Genomic DNA, 18,559 nt, shown 5'->3' with positions numbered 1-18,559 from the left:
CGCCGACCCCACCCGCAGCCAGGACACGCCCGCCCGAGGCTACGGCGTGATTCGAGTGGGGCCGACGCCGACTCCCCAGGGGCGCGGGGAACTGCGCGACCGTCCACGGCGGACCCGCAGCCGCAAGACGGCCCGCAGCCAGGACACGCCCGCCCGCCGCTACGGCGCGATTCGAGTGACGCCGACGCCGACTCCCCAGGGGCGCGGGGAACTGCGCGACCGTCCACGGCGGACCCGCAGTCACACGACGGCGCGCAGCCAGGACACGCCCGCCCGAGGCTGCGGCGCGATTCGAGTGGGGCCGACGCCGACTCCCCAGGGGCGCGGGGAACTGCGCGAGCGTCCACAGCGGACCCGCAGCCGCACGACGGCCCGCACCGCACGTCACTCGGCCTCCCGCCGCGCGGCACCGCGGCGCCGCGCCTGCCAGGCCGCTGCCGCCGCCAGCAGGGCGACCGCCGCCGCGCCGACCGGAAGCCCCAGGGACGGGCCGCCGTCGTCCGACCCGTCCGACCCGTCCGACCCGCCCTTCCCCCTCGTGGCACCCTCCGCCTCGTTCTTCGCGGCACCGCCCGCGGAGACCTGCTCCCCGCACCCCTTCACCGGATACCCGGCGATCGCGCACAGCAGGGCGTTGGTGTCGTACCGGAGCGGCTTGGCCACGGCGGCCAGCGCGTCCGCGCTCGTCGCGTCGGACGACACCCGCGCGCACGCCGTACGCCGGCCCGGCGGCGTCTCGCCGGACGGCGCGTCCGCGGGCGTGCCGAAGTCGAGGACCACGGCCACCCGCTTCGTCCCGGACTTCACCGGGGTACCCGCACAGATCGTGTCGAAGTCCGCCGTACCGCGCGGCCGGCTCGCGTCCGCCGAGTCCTCGCTCACCGCGAACCGGAAGCCCTCGACCGCCCCGTCGTCGGGACGTGCGGACGACGGGCCCTGCGTGGCGTACGTCCACTGGCCACCGGTGCGCTCCCAGAAGGACCAGTAGCGGTACCCGGTGGCCCCGGCCTGCCCGGCGGAGCCGAGGAGCAGCAGCACGGCGACGAGCACCGGCACGGCACGGCGGACGGCGGTCACGGCTGCCGCTTCTTGCGGCCGCTGAGCAGGAAGCCGATGCCGATGCCGGCGACGAGACAGGCGCCGACGGTCCACCAGACGCCGCTCTTCGAGTCCTCCTCCTGCGCCGCCGCCTTGTGCTCGGCCGCGGGCATGTGCGGGGCCGGACCCAGCGCGTTCAGGGAGCTGACCAGGCTGGTGCCGTCGAAGTCACCCGGCTGCTCGCCGACGGCGTGCGCGGCGAGGATCAGCTGGGCGTACGCCGCCGGGCCGCTCTGCGTCGCCCACTGGCCGGCGTTCTTCTCCAGCCAGGCGTACGCCTTCTCGGCCGGCTCGGTCCGGCCGTCCGCGGCGAGCGCGACGACGGCGTCCGCGGTGTTGCCGAAGTCGGGCTGGTCCTTGGCGCCGGGCAGGGTGGACTGGAGGTGGCCGCTCTTCGCGACGGCCGCGGCCAGGTACGCGCCGGCGTTGTCCGCCACCTGCTCCCGAGTCGGGTGGCCTGCCTCGACGCAGGCGTCCTTCGCCGGGGCCTTGCCGGCCTCCGCCACGAAGCCCTTGCCGAGCGCGCCCAGCAGGCCGGCCGCGGTCGCGTCCGCGTTGGCGAGCAACTTGCCCTTCTTGTCCGGCTGGAAGGCGAGGGCGCCGCCGCCGTCCTGGTCGCAGGGGACGGCCCAGGCGGGCAGCGCGTCGTACGGGGACTTGCCGGACTTGCGGACGTCCGCCGGGTCCGTGCCGGCCGCGGCCAGCGCGCCGATGACGACGGACGTCGAGTTGGCGTCGCTGGGGTCGCCCGCGAAGTAACTCCAGCCGCCGTCCTTGTTCTGCACGGACTTCAGCCACGCCACGGCCTTGGCCACGGCACCGCCGTGTCCACCGGTCGCGGCCAGGGCCTGGACGGCGGCGGCCGTGCTGTTGGTGTCGGCCGTGACCTTGTCGTCGCAGGGCTTCGCGGGGGTGGCGCGGAAGGCGGCGAAGGAGCCGTTGGCGCACTGCTGCCCGGTGAGCCAGTCCACGGCCGCGGCGGCCGGCCGGTAGCCGAGCGTCCGCTGGGCGACCAGCGTCAGCGACTGCCGCCACACGCCGTCGTACGTCGGGTCCCCCTTGCCGTACAGCCCGGACGGGACGGTCACCTTGGGGGACGGGGACGAGCCGGCGGCCGTGGCGGGCGCGGCGGCGGCCAGCACGCCTACGGCGGCGAGAGCCGCGGCACTGCGGCGGACGTTCATGGTCGGCGACTGCCTCTCCTGCGGGGAGCCGGGCAGCGCACGGGACACCCCGGGCGGCTCGGCTCCGTAGACCTCGACGGTGCCGTGCGCGGCGGGCCGCCTGCGCACGCGAGCCGGTCAACGTCCCGCCCGGGGCGGTCCGGCTCACCGCCCGGCGGACCGGGGACGGCTTAACGGTTGCAGGTCAGCGCCGGAATTGCACCGGCTTCCCCCCGTACGGGTGTGATGACGACTCGGCCACTTTACCGGCACCCCGGAACGGCCCGAGGGGTGGCCGTGGGCACACGGTCCCGGTGACCGGCGTCACGGCGCCGGGGAGACCACCGACAACCGAAGCCCGAACGGCCGGCCCGCCCCCTGCACGTACGGGCCCCCTCGGCCCCCACCCGCCCGGCTGCCGGAGCCCGAACGGCCGGTCCGGATCTGATGTACCGGGGTTCCCCGGCCGTCACGGTCCGGCAACCGGAGCCCGGGAGCCCGAGAGGCCGGTCCGGGCCCCGGACGCACGGGATTTCTCGGTCGCCCACCCCCCCGGGCTGTTGGTGCAGTGGGGGTTTGTTCGGCCGCCCGCACCCGGCTGTCGAAGGCCGTCGTGGCGCGGGCGGGGCTCAGGCCGCGTATGTCTGGGTCGTCGGTGTCACCGTCGCCGTCAGGTGGCGGGCCAGGCGGCGCAGGGTGTCCTCGCACTCCGCGGCGTCCTCGCCCGTCGCCACCCAGTGGGCGAGGCGGTCGGTGAGGTCCGCGTGCGGGGCCGCCGTCACCGTGTCGCCGGCCCGCCGGGTGAGCACCATGCGCTCCGCGGCCGGCTCGTGTGCGGCGGCGGGGTCCAGCCACAGGTCGGTCAGGCGGCCGGTCATGGCCGGGTAGGCGAACTGGACGGCGGCGGCCCGCTGCAGGGTCGGGGTCACGTCCGGGAGCCCGCCGGTGGCCAGCGTGGCGGCGGCCCCGGCCAGGTCGACCCCGGTGGCCCGCTCCACCAGCAGTGGGATCAGGTCGCCGGGCAGATGCGGGGCCACGCCCAGGACGCGCGGGCCGCGGGCGGTCAGCCGCAGCGTGAGGTGCGCGACCGTGTGGGTGAGGCCGACGGCGCGTACGGCCCGCTCGACGCACTGGCGCAGGAACCGGTTGTGCAGCAGCCCGTCGTGGGCGTGGACGCAGTGCCGCAGCGGGCGGCGGGCGGGCGCCGGACCCGGGGTCGTACGGGTCAGCGCGACGATGCGGACCTCGTCGTCCAGGACGACGGCCTCGGCGGACACCAGCGGGCCCTCCGTGGCCCCGGGATCCTCGGGCCCGGCCGTCGGCACCCCGTGCCGCGCCAGCAGTGCCCGTACGGCGGTGGGGTCGGCGCAGACCGCGGCCGTCTCGTACGCCAGGCCCGGTAACCCCAGCCGGCCGGCGATCCGCGCGGCGGTGAGCAGATGTCCGCCGGACCAGGTCAGCACGCCGCCGATAGGGTCCCCGGCCGCGTACCGCAGCACCGCCTCGGCCGTCGGCGCCTCCCCGGCCGGGTCGGCCGCGAGATGGCCGGACGCGTACGGGCGGGCCCAGCCGGGCGGATCCGGGTCGACCAGGAGTACCGGGCGGACCGCGGCGATCCGCGCCAGCGAGAACTCGCCGCAGATGTCCCGGCGGCCGGCCCCGAGGAGGACGACGGGCTGCGCCATGGGTGCCTGGCCTTCCTCGGGGGGTACGGAGGTCGAGAAAACGCCCCCGGTGCCGCTCCCCCATAGGCGGCACCCGGGGCGGGTCGGATCTTGCTCTCCGTGCAGTGATCCTCACCCACCGCGCCCTCAACTGTCAACGATTGCTGCGTATTCAGGCAGGGAGCCTTGTCACGTCTGGTCGCCGCTCGGGTGAGCGGGTAGCCTCACGCCCAGTCACCGAACGGATGACACGCCCAGGGGGGACCTCGGTGAGTGACGCCTACGCCGCGCTGGCCGAAGTCCTGGACCGGCTGGGCGAGCTGACCGGCCGGCCCGGCCGGCTGCCGGAGGCCCTCGACGTGGCCGGCCTCTCGTACCGCACCGGGATCCCCGTCGGCACCGTCGTCGAACTGCTCTCCGGGGGCCGGGCCGCCGAGACCTGCCTCGCCCAACGCGTACGGCAGCGGCTGGACTTCATCCGGGAGACCCGGCGCCGCCCGGACGGCAAGCGGTACTCGCTGGACGAACTGGCCAGGATCGCCGGGACCAGCCGGCAGTGGCTGAGCGAGTGGCGCAAGAGCGGGATGCCGAGCCTGGAACACGCCGACCGGCTGCGCCGGTTCTTCGGCCTGCCCGCGGGCTTCTTCACGGCCGACGAGCCGGAGGCGCTGCACGAAGCGCTGCAACCGGTGGTGCAGAGCCTGGAGGCCGAGGCGGACCCGCTGCTGCGGCTGCGCGAGAGCGGGCTGATACGGCTGGCCGCCCGGGCCCCGCAGATGAACGCCCGGCAACTCGCCACCCTGGCCGACCTGGCCGAGATGATCATCGCCTCGGAGCGGGCGGGGGACGCCGGCCGTGCCTGAACAGTCCGCCGGCCCGAGGCACCCGCGACCGCCGTCCGCGAAGCCCGGGAAGTCCCCCAAGCGCTTCCTCGACCGGCTGGTGCGCGACACCGTCCGCACCCTCACCCCGCCGACCGACCCGAAGGCGTTCCTGCACGCGCTGTGCGCCACCCTCAGCCCGCAGCTGGACCGCCCGGTCCGGCTGCGGTTCGTCGCCTTCCCGGCGGGCCTGGACATCTCCGGTGTCACCCTCGCCCGGGACGAGGACTACGTCGTCGTGGTCGAGGACCGGGCCCCGGACCCGCACAAGTTCGTCATCACCGGGCACGAGATCGGCCACATCCACTACGGCACGCTGGACGTGCACTACCCGGCCGGTCTGCCCGCCGCCGCCCGCCGGCTGCTGGCCCGCGCCGAGGAGGACATCCCCTGGGAGCGGGTGGCCGCCATGGCCACCCGCTCGCCCGCCGCGGCGGCGGCCGAGGCCGAGTGGGAGGCCGAGGAGTGCGGGCTGCGCCTCGCGGCGAAGTTCTCCAAGGTCGTCGGGCCCGGCGCGGCCGGCCGGATGACCCAGGACACCCTCACCGACCGGCTCTCCTCCTCGCTGGGCAACATCGGCGGGCCCTGATGAGCTGGGACATCGCCGGCTCCTTCGCCGCCTACGCCGTCCCGGCCGTCCTGCTCGCCGTAGCCTTCGTGATCAAACTGCCGTTGCTGCGGCGCGCCTGGCAGGACCCGATCCTGCGGGCCACCGCACTGCTGCTCGGCATCGGCGCGATCGTCTTCGCCTCGCTGCCGCCGGCCAACCTGCACCGCATCAACGTGTCCACGGGCGTCCCCAACTTCGCCAGTCTGTTCGTGTATTCCCTGCTGACCGTGTACTGCGGCGCCTGCCTGTGGCTCATCATCACCTGGCGCGAGCCGCCGTCCGCCGCGCGCCGCCGGCGCACCCGCCTCGTCTGGATGGCGTACGCCGTCATCATCGTCGGCCTGTGGACGACGTTCCGGCTCGGCGACCACCGCGAGGAGCGGCTGCGCGACTTCGACACCTACTACGCCGACACGCCCTGGATGCGCGAGTTCGTGCTGCTCTACCTCCTCGCCCACCTGGTGTCCGCGCTGGTCGCGGCCGGCATGCTGTGGGCCTGGTTCCGGGAGCTGGAGGACACCTGGCTGCGCCGGGCGGTGATCTTCCTCCAGGAGGCGTACGCCCTCGGGCTCGTCTTCGACATCGCCAAACTCGCGGCGATCGGCGCCCGGTGGAGCGGCCGGGACTGGGACTGGCTGTCGACGTACGTGGCACCGCCGTTCGCCATCGTCGAGGCGGTCCTGGTGTCCGTGGCCTTCATCGCCGGCCAGGCCGGCCCGCTGGTGGCGGAGCGCCGACGGCTGGTGGGCACCTACCGGCGCCTGAAGCCGCTGTGGCAGACGATGCTGACGGTCAGCGCTCCGGCGGCGCCCGCGACCGGCCGGGTCAGCGGTGCCGCCCTCCGTCTGGAGCTGCGCCGGGCCGCCATCAACGACGGCCTCCTCAGGCTGGCGCCGCACCTGTGCGGGGTCCGGCGGGAGCGGCTGTGGCGGGCGGCGTCGGCGGCGGGCTACCCGGAGCCCGTCGCGCGGAGCATCGCGGCGGCGGTCGACATCCATGTCGCGGCCGAGCTGCTGTACGCGCCGCCGGGCGACCGCGTCCGTCCGCTGCCGACGGGCGGGCGCCCGGGGATCGCCTGTGTGGCCGACGGCGAACTGGAGGCCGTCGCCGACGTGTTGAGGTCCCACGCGGCGGCCGTCGAGAGGTTCCGCCGGCAGGCGATCGCCGCGGAAGGCCCCGGCACACACGGTTGACCGCCCGCCCGCCGTACGCTGCCCGGACCCCGCGGAAGGTTTCACACCGCGACGTACGCCACCGGCTCGCTCCCCGGCACCGGCTCGGCGCGGCCCAGCTTCACCAGGCGGCGCAGGTGGGACTCGGCCTCGGAGACCGCGATGGTCCGGGAGCCGTAGGGGATGTCGGCCCAGGGGCGGTTCCACTCCATGCGTTCGGCGAGCCGCCAGGGGGTGAGGGGCTCGGCGAGGAGGGCGAGGAGGTTGGACAGGCGGCTCTCGTGGTGGCCGAGCAGCACCCGTACCCGCCCCGGGGCGTCGGTGAAGGCGTGCTGGTGCGCCGGGAGGACCTCGGCGGGGGCGAGCCGCCCGATCCGCTCCAGGGAGTCCAGATAGTCGCCGAGGGGATCCGTCACGGTCGCGTCGTCGGGGTCCTCGTACAGCCCGATGTGCGGGGTGATGCCGGGCAGCAGGTGATCGCCGCTGAACAGGCGGCCGTGGCCCGGGAGCCGGGCCGGATGCTCCTCCTCCAGGTGCAGGCAGACATGGCCGGGCGTGTGCCCCGGCGTCCAGACCGCGCGCAGCCGGCGGCCCGGCAGGTCGAGCAGTTCACCCGGGACGATGTCCCGGTCCGGGAGGGCGGGCGAGAGGCCGGGCAGCGACCGGCCGCGGGGCGCCCGCAGGGGAGCGACGTGCTCCTCGGGTGCCCCGGCCGCCGTCAGCTTGGCGGCCATGTACGAGAACCACCGCTCCGGCCGGCTCTCCCGCGCCCGGCGCACGATCGCCGCGTCGGCGGCGTGCAGCGCCACCCAGGCGCCGGACGCCTCGCGCACCCGCGCCGAGAGTCCGTGGTGGTCCGGGTGGTGGTGCGTGACGACGACGCCGTAGACCTCCCGGACCGCCGTACCGCAGTCCGTCAGTCCCGCCGCGAGCGTGTCCCAGGAGGCGGGGTCGTCCCAGCCGGTGTCGATCAGGACCGGGCCCCGGTCGGTGTCCACCACGTACACCAGCGTGTGACCGAGGGGGTTGTCCGGGATGGGCACCTGAACGGACCGTACGCCCCCGCCGTGATCGAACGTCTTCGTCATCAGGCTCCTCCGCCCCCACCGCCCGCAGCCTTGGACCACGGCCACTATAGCGGGAACTGATGAGGCGTCAGATCGAATCGGAACGGAAGCCGGACCGGCCGCCGCACGTCGGCGGGCGGAGGGGGCGGGCCGGCCGGCGGGGGTGGCCGCGCAGGCCGGCCGCCCGCGGTTGCGTCACGCTTTCGGACTATTAGAGTGGAAATATCCCACATGCGATTATTGGGGAGAGGTCATGCAGCGAAGGACCATCAAGAGGGCTGCCGCCCTCAGCTCCGCCCTGATGGCGACCGGTATCGCCCTCATGCCGTTGAGCGTCCAGCCGGCGTCCGCGTCTTCTTCCGCAACGCACGTGAGTTCCACGGCGGTTGTCCCCGAGCAGAACGGCTACCGGCAGGGCTTCCGGCAGGGCTTCCGCGACGGCTTCTCCGACGCGCGCTACGACTGCGACCGCGACGGCTACCGCTCCAACTACGGGAGCGGCCACGACTCCTCGTGGGCGCGCGGCTACGTCGACGGCTACAGCCAGGGCTACAACTCGGCCTACGACCGGTACTGCGACTGAGGGCGCGGGCGCGGCGCCCGAAATCGCCGCGGCCAGGGCCGCATCGGCACGGATCCCGCTGGTGCGGCCCTGACCGCCGTCGGCCATTGCTCCCCGCAACTAGAACTGGTATCAGTTCTGAGGCAGCGTCAGAAACGACGGATGCCGTGCGGTGCGGCGGGAGGCAGTCGGCCATGACCGAGCTCGTGGAACACGGACAGCTGTTCATCGGCGGGGAGTTGACCGACCCGCTGGGCCGGGACGTCATCGAGGTGATCTCGCCGCACACCGAGGAGGTCATCGGCCGCGTGCCGCACGCCTCCCGGGAGGACGTCGACCGCGCGGTGGCCACCGCGCGCCGCGCCTTCGACGAAGGCCCCTGGCCGCGCGCCTCGCAGGCGGAGCGGATCGAGGTCGTCACCCGCATCAAGGACGGCATCCTCGCCCGGCACGAGGAGATAGCCCGCGTGATCTCCGCCGAGAACGGTTCGCCGTACTCCTGGAGCGTCCTCGCGCAGGCGCTCGGCGCCATGATGGTGTGGGACGCGGCGATCCGGGTCGCCCGCGACTTCCCCCTGGAGGAGCGCCGGGACGGCATCCTCGGCCCGCTCCTGGTCCGCCGCGAGCCGGTCGGCGTCGTCGCCGCCGTGGTCCCCTGGAACGTCCCGCAGTTCATCGCCGCGGCCAAGCTCGCGCCCGCGCTGCTCACCGGCTGCCCGGTCGTCCTCAAGCCGTCCCCGGAGTCCCCGCTGGACGCCTACCTCCTCGGCGAGATCGCCCGCGAGGCGGGCCTGCCCGAGGGAGTCCTCTCCATCCTCCCGGCCGACCGCGAGGTCAGCGAGTACCTGGTCGGCCATCCGGGCATCGACAAGGTCTCCTTCACCGGATCGGTCGCGGCCGGCAAGCGGGTGATGGAGGTCGCCGCCCGCAACCTCACCCGGGTCACCCTGGAGCTGGGCGGCAAGTCGGCCGCGCTGGTGCTGCCGGACGCGGACCTGGAGGCCGCCGTCTCCGGGATCGTCCCGGTGGCCTGGATGAACAACGGCCAGGCCTGCGTGGCCCAGACCCGCATCCTCGTCCCGCGCGCCCGCTACGCCGAGTTCGCCGACGCCTTCGCCCAGGCGGCGAGCGCGCTCGAGGTGGGCGACCCGCTGGATCCGGCCACCCAGGTCGGTCCGCTGGTCGCCCGCCGCCAGCAGCAGCGCAACCTCGACTACATCCGCGTCGGCCAGGAAGAGGGCGCCAAGATCCTCACCGGCGGCGGCCGTCCGGCCGGACTGGAGCGCGGCTGGTACGTCGAGCCGACCCTCTTCGGCGACGTCGACAACTCCATGCGCATCGCCCGCGAGGAGATCTTCGGCCCGGTGATCTGCCTGCTCCCCTACGGGGACGAGCGGGAGGCCGTGCGCATCGCCAACGACTCCGACTACGGCCTCTCCGGCAGCGTGTGGACGGCCGACGTCGAGCACGGCACCGACATCGCCCGGCAGGTGCGCACCGGCACGTACTCCGTCAACACCTTCAGCCTGGACATGCTCGGCCCGTTCGGCGGCTACAAGAACTCCGGCCTGGGGCGGGAGTTCGGTCCGGAGGGGTACGGCGCGTACCTGGAGCACAAGATGATCCACCTCCCGGCGGGGGCGTGAGCATGGGCGACCGCTGGCACGTGGAGGTCGACCGTTCCGTCTGCATCGGCTCGGCCCAGTGCCTCCACCACGCTCCCGGCGCCTTCCGCCTCGACTCCGGCCGCCAGTCCCACCCGGTCGAGCCGGACACGGACGCGAGCGAGCAGGTCCTGGCGGCGGCGGAGGGCTGCCCGGTGGAGGCCGTCGCGATCACCCTGCTGGGCAGCGGGGAGGCGGTGTTCCCGCCGGAGGAGTAGGCCGGCCGGCCCGCGCATGACGGTGACCCGGGCGCCGGCGCGCGGCGCCGCCGTCCGCCCGGCCCCCGCGTCCGGGAGCGCCGGCGCGCGGTGCCCCGTCCGGCCCGGTCCCCGCGTCCGGTGTGCGGCCCCTCGTCCCCTCCGCGACCACGGGGACCGTTCCGGTGTCGCCCCCGCGACCATGGGGACCGTCCTGGTGCCGCCCCCGCGACCACGGAGACCGGCCCGGCGTCGCCACGCTCCTGTCCCGGCGCGCCCCCCGTGCCCGTCCCGGCGTCGCCCCGCCCCTGTCCCGGCGTCGCCCCCGTGTCCGTCCCGGTCACCTGTCGGCGTGTGTGTGGCGGGGGTCACGTCGGTGTCGTGTCACGCGGCGGCCGTTCCGTCTCGTCTCGGGGGTGAACAACTGCTCCGAGGGAGGCCGAGATGAAGGTTGTAGTGGTGGGCGCCGGTTACGCGGGGACGTTCGCGGCGAACCGGGTGGCCAAGAAGGTGAAGGGCGCCGAGGTGACCGTGGTCAACGCGCGGCCCGAGTTCGTGGAGCGCATCCGGCTGCACCAGCAGATCGCCGGGACGGCCGCGGCGGCCACGCCCCTCACCTCGATGCTGCGGGCCGGCGTCCGTACGCGGATCGGCACCGTCGAGAAGATCGGCGACGGCACCCTCACCCTCGACGACGGCGAGAGCATCGACTTCGACCACCTCTTCCTGGCCGTGGGCAGCACCGTGCGGCCCCTCGCGGGCACGGTCCCGGTCGGCACGTGGGAAGGGGCGGAACAGGCGCGCACGGCGCTCGCCGCACTGCCCGCGGGGAGCGCCGTGACGGTGGTCGGAGGCGGCCCGACGGGCATCGAGACGGCGACCGAGGTGGCCGACGCACGGCCCGACGTACAGGTGCGGCTCATCGGGTCCTCGGTCGCCGCGTGCCTCTCCGGCGGGGCCCGGCGGCGGGCGCTCGCCGCCCTGCGCCGGCTCGGCGTCGAGGTCCTCGACGACGGGGTCGAGGAGGCGGCCGGGGGCGTGGTGCGCCTGCGGTCGGGCCGGGACCTGCCCTCCGATCTGACCCTGTGGGCGATCGTGGAGGGCGTCCCCGAGCTGGCGGCGCGCAGCGGCCTCGAGGTCGACGCGGAGGGCCGGGTCGTCGTGGACGAGTACCTGCGCAGCGTCACCGACGGGCGGATCTTCGCCGTGGGCGACTGCGCGGGGGTGCCCGGGTCCCGCTTCGGCTGCCAGACCGCCGCCCCGCAGGCCCGTGCCGCGGCCGACGCCCTGGCCCGCCTGGCCGGGGGCCGCGAGCCCGAGCCGTACTCCCTGCGCTATGTGGCCCGGTGCGTCAGCCTCGGGCGCAAGGACGCGGTGGCCCAGTTCACCCACCCCGACGACTCCCTCAAGGACGGTCACCTCAAGGGGGGCACCGCGGTGGCGTTCAAGAGGATCGTCTACGTCGGCACGAAGTACGGCACCCGCAAGGCGGTCGGCGCCTGACCCCCGCCCCCGGCTCCCACCAAGGGCACCCCACCGGCTCCGCTCGGTGCCGCACCGGCTCCCGCCATGGGCACCCCACCGCGCCACAGCTCGGGGCCGCACCTGCTCCGCCCAAGGGCACCCCACAGGCTCCGCCCAGGGGTGCCCCACCGGCTCCGCTCCGTCCGTGCACCGGCTCCGCCCAGGGGTGCCCCACCGGCTCCGCTCCGTCCGTGCACCGGCTCCGCCCAGGGGTGCCCCACCGGCTCCCGCCAAGGTGCCCCACCGGCACCGCTCGGTGCCGCACCGGCTCCCGGCAGAGGGCGCCTCACGGGCACCGCTCAGGGGGCCCAACCAGGCATGCGAGGTGGGAAATGGTTGGAATTGGCGGGTTCCGTCACCCATGATGCGGTCTATCCTGTAATCAGCCTACGAGGCGAGTGAGGGAGTCCGACCGGAGTAGCCGACTCGGGCGAGACGCACAAGCATCCGCCGGGGCCGACAGCGACGGTAGGGCTGAGAGGCCAGAAGGCAGCAGTCAGGCCCGACGGCGACCCCCATGACCTGATCCGGACCATGCCGGCGAAGGGAACCCGTCTCGTAGGTCTTTCCTTGCCCCGCGCGGCCCAAGTGCCCCACGTGCCTACGCGGCCCACGCCCACGCGCCCCCAGCCCCCTTCGGCCTGATCCGGCCCGCGTCCGCGCGACGGCGGCGGCCCGGCCTGCGGCGCTCACGGGCGGCCGGCTCCGGCCCGCGTCCGCGCGGCGGCGGCCCGGCCCGCGGCTGTCACGGGCGGCCGGACGGCTCCGTCAGGTCGATGAGGCGGCACACCGTCTCGATGTCTATCTTCACCTGGGCGATGGAGGCGCGGCCGGAGAGCCAGGTGATGAGGGCCGAGTGCCAGGTGTGCTCGATGACCCGGACCGCCGACAGCTGCTCGGCGGTGGGGTCCTCCAGACCCATCGCGTCCAGGATGATCACCGTGGTCTGGCGGGAGACCTGGTCGACCTCGGGCGACACGCTGCGGTCGGCGAAGGTGAGGGCGCGGACCATCGCGTCCGCCAGGTGCGGCTCCCGCTGAAGCGCCCGGAAGGCCCGCATCAGGGTCTCCGCGACCCGCTCGGCGGCCGTGTCGCCCGCGGGAGGCTTCTTGCGCAGGGTGCCGTGCATGTGCTCCAGCTGGTCCTGCATGGTGGCGACCAGCAGATGCACCTTGGACGGGAAGTAGCGGTACAGCGTGCCGAGGGCCACCTGCGAGGACTCGGCGACCTCGCGCATCTGTACGGCGTCGAAACCGCCCCGGCTGGCCAGCTGGGCGCTGGCGTGCAGGATCCTGCGGCGGCGGGCCTCCTGACGCTCGGTGAGAGGCGGGGTGGCCGGACGCGACGTACTGGCTTCCGCAGGCATGGGTCCCGTTCCGTGACAGTCGGTGAGGGCGTCTGTAGGGCTCGTGATCAACCGGCACGGCAGGGCCGCGGGCCGTGGCGCGAATCACCTGATCCACTGCTCACAGCGCCCCTACCTGCCGGTAGATTCAGAGCCTCTTGAACGATCAAGTCTGAAACTTGTTCTAGATTAGCGTCCCGTCGTAGTCTCGCGGGACAGTGCAGGCAGAAGGGGGCACGGAGTGACCGCTGAGGCCCGGGAAGCGGGTACCGAAAGGGAACCCGCTGCCGACGGCGGGCGACCGCTCGACATCGCGCTCCTCACCTATAAAGGGAACCCGTTCTGCGGGGGCCAGGGCGTCTACGTTCGGCATCTCTCGCGCGAGCTGGCCCGCCTCGGGCACCGCGTGGACGTCATCGGGTCCCAGCCCTATCCGGTGCTGGACGAGGGCCACCCCGGCCTCACACTCACCGAGCTGCCCAGCCTCGACCTCTACCGCCAGCCCGACCCCTTTCGCACCCCGAAGCGGGACGAGTACCGGGACTGGGTCGACGCCCTCGAAGTCGCGACCATGTGGACCGGCGGCTTTCCCGAGCCGCTGACCTTCTCCCTGCGCGCCCGCCACCATCTGCGCGCCCGGCGCGGGGAGTTCGACGTCGTCCACGACAACCAGACCCTGGGATACGGGCTGCTGGGGGACATCGGCGCCCCCCTGGTCACCACGATCCACCACCCCATCACCGTGGACCGGCAGTTGGAGCTGGACGCGGCCGGCACCTGGCAGCGCCGCTACTCGGTGCGCCGCTGGTACGCCTTCACCCGCATGCAGAAGCGCGTCGCCCGCCGGCTGCCCTCGGTCCTCACCGTCTCCGGCACCTCCCGCCAGGAGATCGTGGACCACCTCGGCGTCCGGAACGACCGGATCCACGTCGTCCACATCGGCGCCGACACCGACCTGTTCGCGCCGAATCCGGCCGTCCCCGAGGTGCCGGGCCGGATCGTCACCACCTCCAGCGCGGACGTGCCCCTCAAGGGGCTGGTGTTCCTCGTGGAGGCGCTCGCCAAGGTGCGCACCGAGCACCCGGCCGCCCACCTCGTCGTCGTCGGCAAGCGCCCGCAGGAGGGCCCGGTCGCCCAGGCGATCGAGCGGTACGGCCTCGAAGGCGCCGTCGACTTCGTCAAGGGCATCTCCGACGCCGAGCTGGTCGACCTGATCCGCTCCGCCGAGGTGGCCTGCGTGCCCTCCCTCTACGAGGGCTTCTCGCTGCCCGCCGCCGAGGCCATGGCCACCGGCACCCCGCTGGCCGCCACCACCGGAGGCGCGATCCCCGAGGTCGCCGGCCGCGACGGCGAGACCTGTCTGGCCGTACCGCCCGGCGACGCGGGCGCGCTGGCCGCCGCCCTGAACCGGCTGCTCGGCGACCCGGAGCTGCGGGCGCGGCTCGGCCGGGCCGGCCGCGAGCGGGTGCTGCGCAAGTTCACCTGGGCCCGCGCCGCGGAGGGAACCGTGGCCCACTACCGCGAGGCCATCGCCCGCTCCGCGGGCCCGCGCCCGTCCAAGGCCCCGTCGCCGAGCCGCTCCGCGGCCCGGACCCCCGGCCGCTCAGCGGCCCCGGCAAGTGTTGCAGGCGTCTCCTCCGAAAGCAGGGCCACGTGCTGACCGTCGACTTCTCCCGGTTCCCGCTCGCCCCGGGCGACCGCGTCCTGGACCTCGGCTGCGGGGCCGGCCGGCACGCCTTCGAGTGCTACCGGCGGGGCGCCCAGGTGGTGGCCCTGGACCAGAACGGCGAGGAGATCCGCGAGGTCGCCAAGTGGTTCGCGGCGATGAAGGAGGCCGGGGAGGCCCCCGAGGGCGCCACCGCCACGGCCATGGAGGGCGACGCCCTCGCCCTGCCGTTCCCGGACGACTCCTTCGACGTCGTCATCATCTCCGAGGTGATGGAGCACATCCCCGACGACAAGGGCGTGCTCGCGGAGATGGTGCGCGTGCTCAGGCCGGGCGGGCGCATCGCGATCACCGTGCCGCGCTACGGCCCCGAGAAGGTCTGCTGGGCACTGTCCGACGCCTACCACGAGGTCGAGGGCGGCCACATCCGCATCTACAAGGCCGACGAGCTGGTCGCGAAGATCCGCGAGGCCGGTCTGAAGCCGTACGGCACCCACCACGCGCACGCCCTGCACTCGCCGTACTGGTGGCTGAAGTGCGCGTTCGGCGTCGACAACGACAAGGCGCTGCCGGTGCGGGCGTACCACAAGCTGCTGGTCTGGGACATCATGAAGAAGCCGCTCGCCACGCGGCTCGCCGAGCAGGCGCTGAACCCGCTGATCGGCAAGAGCCTCGTCGTCTACGCGACCAAGCCGCACCTGCCGCGGCTCGCCGAAGAGGTGGCCGCCAAGTGACCACCCCCCGGACAGAACACCTCGTCCTGCCCGGGGTCCTCACCGCCGGGCAGGCCGCCGCGACCGTCGCCGGCATCCTCGCCGTACAGCGGGAGGACGGTGCGATCCCGTGGTTCCGCGGGCACCACCTGGACCCCTGGGACCACACCGAGGCCGCCATGGCCCTGGACGCGGCCGGCGAACACGAGGCCGCCGAGCGGGCGTACGGCTGGCTCGCCCGGCACCAGAACGAGGACGGCTCCTGGTACGCGGCCTACGCCGACGGTGCCCACGACGACGTCACCGACCGCGCCCGCGAGTCCAACTTCGTCGCCTACATAGCCGTCGGCGTCTGGCACCACTATCTGTCCACGGGCGACGACACGTTCCTGGACCGCATGTGGCCGGCCGTCTACGCGGCCGTCGAATGGGTGCTGCGGCTCCAGCAGCCCGGTGGGCAGATCGGCTGGCGGCGCGAGGACGACGGCACGCCGACGGCCGACGCCCTGCTCACCGGCAGCTCCTCCATCCACCACGCGCTGCGCTGTGCCCTCGCGATCGCCGAACAGCGCGAAGAGCCGCAGCCGGACTGGGAGTTGGCGGCCGGAGCGCTGCGCCACGCGATCCGCCGGCATCCGGAGCGCTTCCTCGACAAGGGCCGCTACTCGATGGACTGGTACTACCCGGTCCTCGGCGGCGCCCTCACCGGAGCGGAGGCCAAGGACCGTATCGAGGCGGACTGGGACCGGTTCGTCGTGCCCGGCCTCGGCGTGCGGTGCGTGGTCCCCAACCCCTGGGTGACCGGCGGCGAGTCCAGCGAACTCGCCCTGGCGCTGTGGGCGATGGGCGAGTCCGACCGGGCCCTGGAGATCCTCCAGTCCATCCAGCACCTGCGCGACCCCGACACGGGCCTGTACTGGACGGGATACGTCTTCGACGACGACGCCGTCTGGCCCCGCGAGCTGACCACCTGGACGGCGGGCTCCCTGCTGCTGGCCGTGGCCGCGCTGGGCGGCCACGAGGCCACGTGCGCGGTGTTCGGCGGCGAGCACCTGCCCGCCGGCCTCGACCCGGACTGCTGCTGAGCGCTCCGCGGGCCGCCGGGACGAGCCCCGGCGGCCGTCGTCGGCCGGCCGGGGCCCGGCGCGGCCGGCCGCGCCGGTTGCCCGCGCCCCGCGGGGCGGCTCAGTGCCGTTGCATCCGGTTGGCGATGGCGTGGCCGACGAACAGGTAGACCACGGCGGCGAGGCCGTACCCGGCGACCACCCGGGCCCACGCCTCGTCGAACGTGAAGAGGTCGTGCGACCAGCCGGCCAGCCAGGAGGCCGCGTCGTGGACGAACCGGACCAGGCTGTTGGCCCGGTTCGCGTCCAGCAGGTACATCAGAATCCAGAGGCCGAGTATGAAGGCCATGACGTCGGCGACGACCGCGATGACCGTGCCGGCCTGATTCGCGCCAGTGCGATATCGAGACATGTCCTTCGGATTGCCGCTTCCGCGGCGGTGAAACAGGGCCGGGAACCCGGACGGCGTCCCCCGGGTGGCGCATCCGGTCGCCCCGGGTGAGGCTGCCGGAGGAAGCAGACCGCTCGGGGAGGATCCGTCGGAGGACCACGTGCCCGTACCGATACGGCGCCTCTTCGTGGCGCTCACCCTGTGCTGTGCCCTGGTGGCCGGAGCCACCGCCTGCGGCAGCGAGAAGAGCAGTACGAAGAACACCGCGGCGGCGCAAGCCGTACCCGCCGCCGACTCACCCAGCCCGTCCGCGTCACCGTCCGCCGAGCGCCAGAAGCTCGCCAAGACCCGGTTCGTGTTGAACGCGGGTCTCGCGGCGGGCGCGACCTACCAGTGGATCGTGAAGCCCTGGAAGGCCGGCAAGTTCAAGAAGGGCGCCAAGGGCCGCAGGACCGCCCTGCTCAAGGCCGGCCTCGCCGGCGCCTTCGCCTACAACAGGCTCAAGGCGGCCCAGAAGAACGCCAAGGGCGATCCGCTGCTCTCCAAGGCCATCGCGCCGCTGAGCGCCGGCATCGACAGCCTGAAGAACCTGCCGGCCAAGCTCCGCAAGGGCGACGGGGACGCGGCGAGTTCGTTCGACGACATCATCGGCAAGGTGAAGGGCGCGGGCGAGGACGCCGGTGCCCCGGTCAAGGACCAGGTGCCCTCGGGCTCCCAGCTCGCCAAGGGGTAGGCGGCGGTCAGGAGTTCAGCTCCGCAAGCACCCTGAGGGTGTGCGGGTCCGGTGACAGGGCCAGCAGGTCCGTCACCGGGCCCGCCCGCCACGACTCCAGCCGCTTCGCGATCCGCTCGCGCGGGCCGACCAGGGAGATCTCGTCCGCGAAGGCGTCCGGGACGGCCTGCACGGCCTCCGCGCGGTGCCCGGCCAGGAACAGCTCCTGGATGCGGCGGGCCTCCCGCTCGTAGCCCATGCGGGCCATCAGGTCGGCGTGGAAGTTGCGGGCGGCGTGCCCCATCCCGCCGATGTAGAAGCCGAGCATGGCCTTGACGGGCAGCAGCCCCTCGGACACGTCGTCACACACCTTCACCCTGGCCATCGGAGCCACCAGGAAACCCTCGGGCAACTCCCGCACCACGTCGCCGTAGACGTCGGGCCGGCTCGGCGCCCAGTACAGCGGCAGCCAGCCGTCGGCGATCCGGGCGGTCTGGGCGACGTTGCGCGGTCCCTCGGCGCCGAGCAGCACGGGGAGGTCGCGGCGCAGGGGATGCGTGATCGATTTCAGCGGCCTGCCGAGTCCGGTGCCCTCCGGACCGCGGTAGGGGAGCGGATGGAACCGCCCGTCCACCGCGGCCGGCGCGTCCCGGCGCAGCACCTGGCGTACGACGTCCACGTACTCCCGGGTCGCGGTCAGCGGCGACTGCGGGAACGGGCGGCCGTACCAGCCCTCGACCACCTGGGGTCCGGAGAGGCCGAGCCCGAGCAGCACGCGTCCGCCGGAGAGGTGGTCGAGGGTGAGCGCGTGCATCGCGGTGGCGGCCGGCGACCGCGCGGCCATCTGGGCGACCGCCGTGCCCAGCCTGATCGTCGACGTCCGCGCGGCGATCCAGGTCAGCGGGGTGAAGGCGTCCGAGCCCCAGGACTCGGCCGTCCACACCGAGTCGTAGCCGAGCCGTTCCGCCTCCTGGGCGAGCGGCACATGGCCGGCGTCCGGACCGCGTCCCCAGTAGCCGAGTGCGAGACCGAGCCGCATACACACGCCTCCTGACGCTCCGTCAGA

The 18,559-nt window shown here is 74.1% G+C and carries 18 protein-coding genes; 11 read left to right on the top strand and 7 right to left on the bottom strand.

Annotated elements, in window-relative coordinates:
• Positions 1-384: 384 nt before the first annotated feature.
• From JK361_RS08765 to JK361_RS08755, 3 genes are all read right to left on the bottom strand, one after another.
• Positions 385-1,077, bottom strand: a complete 693-nt coding sequence (locus tag JK361_RS08765; RefSeq protein ID WP_201815148.1) for an SCO2322 family protein — start codon at positions 1,075-1,077, stop codon at positions 385-387.
• The gene (locus tag JK361_RS08760; RefSeq protein WP_201815985.1) at positions 1,074-2,282 is read right to left on the bottom strand and encodes an SCO2321 family membrane protein; all 1,209 of its coding nucleotides are present in this window, start codon (positions 2,280-2,282) and stop codon (positions 1,074-1,076) included. Before JK361_RS08760 ends, JK361_RS08765 begins: the two co-directional genes overlap by 4 nt.
• A gap of 608 nt (positions 2,283-2,890) precedes the next feature.
• Positions 2,891-3,946, bottom strand: a complete 1,056-nt coding sequence (locus JK361_RS08755; RefSeq protein ID WP_201815147.1) for an ATP-grasp domain-containing protein — start codon at positions 3,944-3,946, stop codon at positions 2,891-2,893.
• A gap of 248 nt (positions 3,947-4,194) precedes the next feature.
• Between JK361_RS08755 and JK361_RS08750 the strand changes: the two genes are divergently transcribed.
• From JK361_RS08750 to JK361_RS08740, 3 genes are read left to right on the top strand one after another with little or no spacing between them, the layout of a single operon-like run.
• Positions 4,195-4,788 (top strand): helix-turn-helix domain-containing protein, encoded by a 594-nt coding sequence (locus tag JK361_RS08750; RefSeq protein WP_201815146.1) that lies wholly within the window; start codon positions 4,195-4,197, stop codon positions 4,786-4,788.
• The gene (locus tag JK361_RS08745; protein WP_307787221.1) at positions 4,781-5,395 is read left to right on the top strand and encodes a hypothetical protein; all 615 of its coding nucleotides are present in this window, start codon (positions 4,781-4,783) and stop codon (positions 5,393-5,395) included. Before JK361_RS08750 ends, JK361_RS08745 begins: the two co-directional genes overlap by 8 nt.
• Complete coding sequence (locus JK361_RS08740) at positions 5,395-6,609, top strand: MAB_1171c family putative transporter (protein WP_201815145.1); 1,215 nt, start codon at positions 5,395-5,397, stop codon at positions 6,607-6,609. Before JK361_RS08745 ends, JK361_RS08740 begins: the two co-directional genes overlap by 1 nt.
• A gap of 41 nt (positions 6,610-6,650) precedes the next feature.
• On the opposite strand, the gene JK361_RS08735 is transcribed toward JK361_RS08740, so the two are convergent.
• A complete protein-coding gene (locus tag JK361_RS08735; protein WP_201815144.1) occupies positions 6,651-7,676 on the bottom strand; it encodes a Strvi_7410 family MBL fold metallo-hydrolase in 1,026 nt (341 codons plus the stop codon).
• Between the two features lie 232 nt (positions 7,677-7,908).
• On the opposite strand from JK361_RS08735, the gene JK361_RS08730 reads away from it, so the two are divergent.
• The 4 genes from JK361_RS08730 to JK361_RS08715 all read left to right on the top strand — a co-directional run bounded on the left by JK361_RS08730 (position 7,909) and on the right by JK361_RS08715 (position 11,581).
• Positions 7,909-8,238, top strand: a complete 330-nt coding sequence (locus JK361_RS08730; protein ID WP_201815143.1) for a FliH/SctL family protein — start codon at positions 7,909-7,911, stop codon at positions 8,236-8,238.
• Between the two features lie 173 nt (positions 8,239-8,411).
• A complete protein-coding gene (locus JK361_RS08725) occupies positions 8,412-9,863 on the top strand; it encodes an aldehyde dehydrogenase (protein WP_201815142.1) in 1,452 nt (483 codons plus the stop codon).
• A 2-nt stretch (positions 9,864-9,865) separates the two neighbouring features.
• Complete coding sequence (locus JK361_RS08720; RefSeq protein ID WP_201815141.1) at positions 9,866-10,099, top strand: ferredoxin; 234 nt, start codon at positions 9,866-9,868, stop codon at positions 10,097-10,099.
• A 423-nt stretch (positions 10,100-10,522) separates the two neighbouring features.
• Complete coding sequence (locus tag JK361_RS08715) at positions 10,523-11,581, top strand: NAD(P)/FAD-dependent oxidoreductase (RefSeq protein ID WP_201815140.1); 1,059 nt, start codon at positions 10,523-10,525, stop codon at positions 11,579-11,581.
• A 766-nt stretch (positions 11,582-12,347) separates the two neighbouring features.
• Here the strand turns inward: JK361_RS08715 and JK361_RS08710 are convergent.
• Positions 12,348-12,968 carry a TetR family transcriptional regulator gene (locus JK361_RS08710; RefSeq protein WP_201815139.1) on the bottom strand — a complete coding sequence of 207 codons (621 nt, stop codon included), beginning with the start codon at positions 12,966-12,968 and terminating at the stop codon, positions 12,348-12,350.
• A gap of 220 nt (positions 12,969-13,188) precedes the next feature.
• Between JK361_RS08710 and JK361_RS08705 the strand changes: the two genes are divergently transcribed.
• From JK361_RS08705 to JK361_RS08695, 3 genes are read left to right on the top strand one after another with little or no spacing between them, the layout of a single operon-like run.
• Entirely contained in the window at positions 13,189-14,607 is a 1,419-nt protein-coding gene (locus JK361_RS08705; protein WP_201815138.1) for a glycosyltransferase family 4 protein, read from the top strand.
• A complete protein-coding gene (locus JK361_RS08700) occupies positions 14,601-15,347 on the top strand; it encodes a class I SAM-dependent methyltransferase (RefSeq protein ID WP_201815137.1) in 747 nt (248 codons plus the stop codon). The genes JK361_RS08705 and JK361_RS08700 overlap by 7 nt, the downstream gene beginning before the upstream one ends.
• Positions 15,344-16,411: a prenyltransferase/squalene oxidase repeat-containing protein gene (locus tag JK361_RS08695; protein WP_201815136.1), complete on the top strand. Its 1,068-nt coding sequence runs from the start codon at positions 15,344-15,346 to the stop codon at positions 16,409-16,411. Before JK361_RS08700 ends, JK361_RS08695 begins: the two co-directional genes overlap by 4 nt.
• A gap of 100 nt (positions 16,412-16,511) precedes the next feature.
• On the opposite strand, the gene JK361_RS08690 is transcribed toward JK361_RS08695, so the two are convergent.
• Positions 16,512-16,802 (bottom strand): hypothetical protein, encoded by a 291-nt coding sequence (locus JK361_RS08690; RefSeq protein WP_201815135.1) that lies wholly within the window; start codon positions 16,800-16,802, stop codon positions 16,512-16,514.
• Positions 16,803-16,941: 139 nt separating this feature from the next.
• On the opposite strand from JK361_RS08690, the gene JK361_RS08685 reads away from it, so the two are divergent.
• Positions 16,942-17,514, top strand: coding sequence for a hypothetical protein (locus JK361_RS08685; protein WP_201815134.1), 573 nt, complete (start codon positions 16,942-16,944; stop codon positions 17,512-17,514).
• 7 nt (positions 17,515-17,521) lie between these two features.
• Here JK361_RS08685 and JK361_RS08680 read toward each other — a convergent pair whose 3' ends face one another.
• Complete coding sequence (locus JK361_RS08680; protein ID WP_201815133.1) at positions 17,522-18,532, bottom strand: LLM class F420-dependent oxidoreductase; 1,011 nt, start codon at positions 18,530-18,532, stop codon at positions 17,522-17,524.
• Between the last annotated feature and the right edge of the window lie 27 nt (positions 18,533-18,559).

This window comes from Streptomyces musisoli, assembly GCF_016741855.1.
Lineage (GTDB): Bacteria > Actinomycetota > Actinomycetes > Streptomycetales > Streptomycetaceae > Streptomyces > Streptomyces musisoli.
The sequence above is the reverse complement of the archived record's forward strand: the minus strand, read 5'-3'. Positions and strand labels throughout refer to the sequence as shown.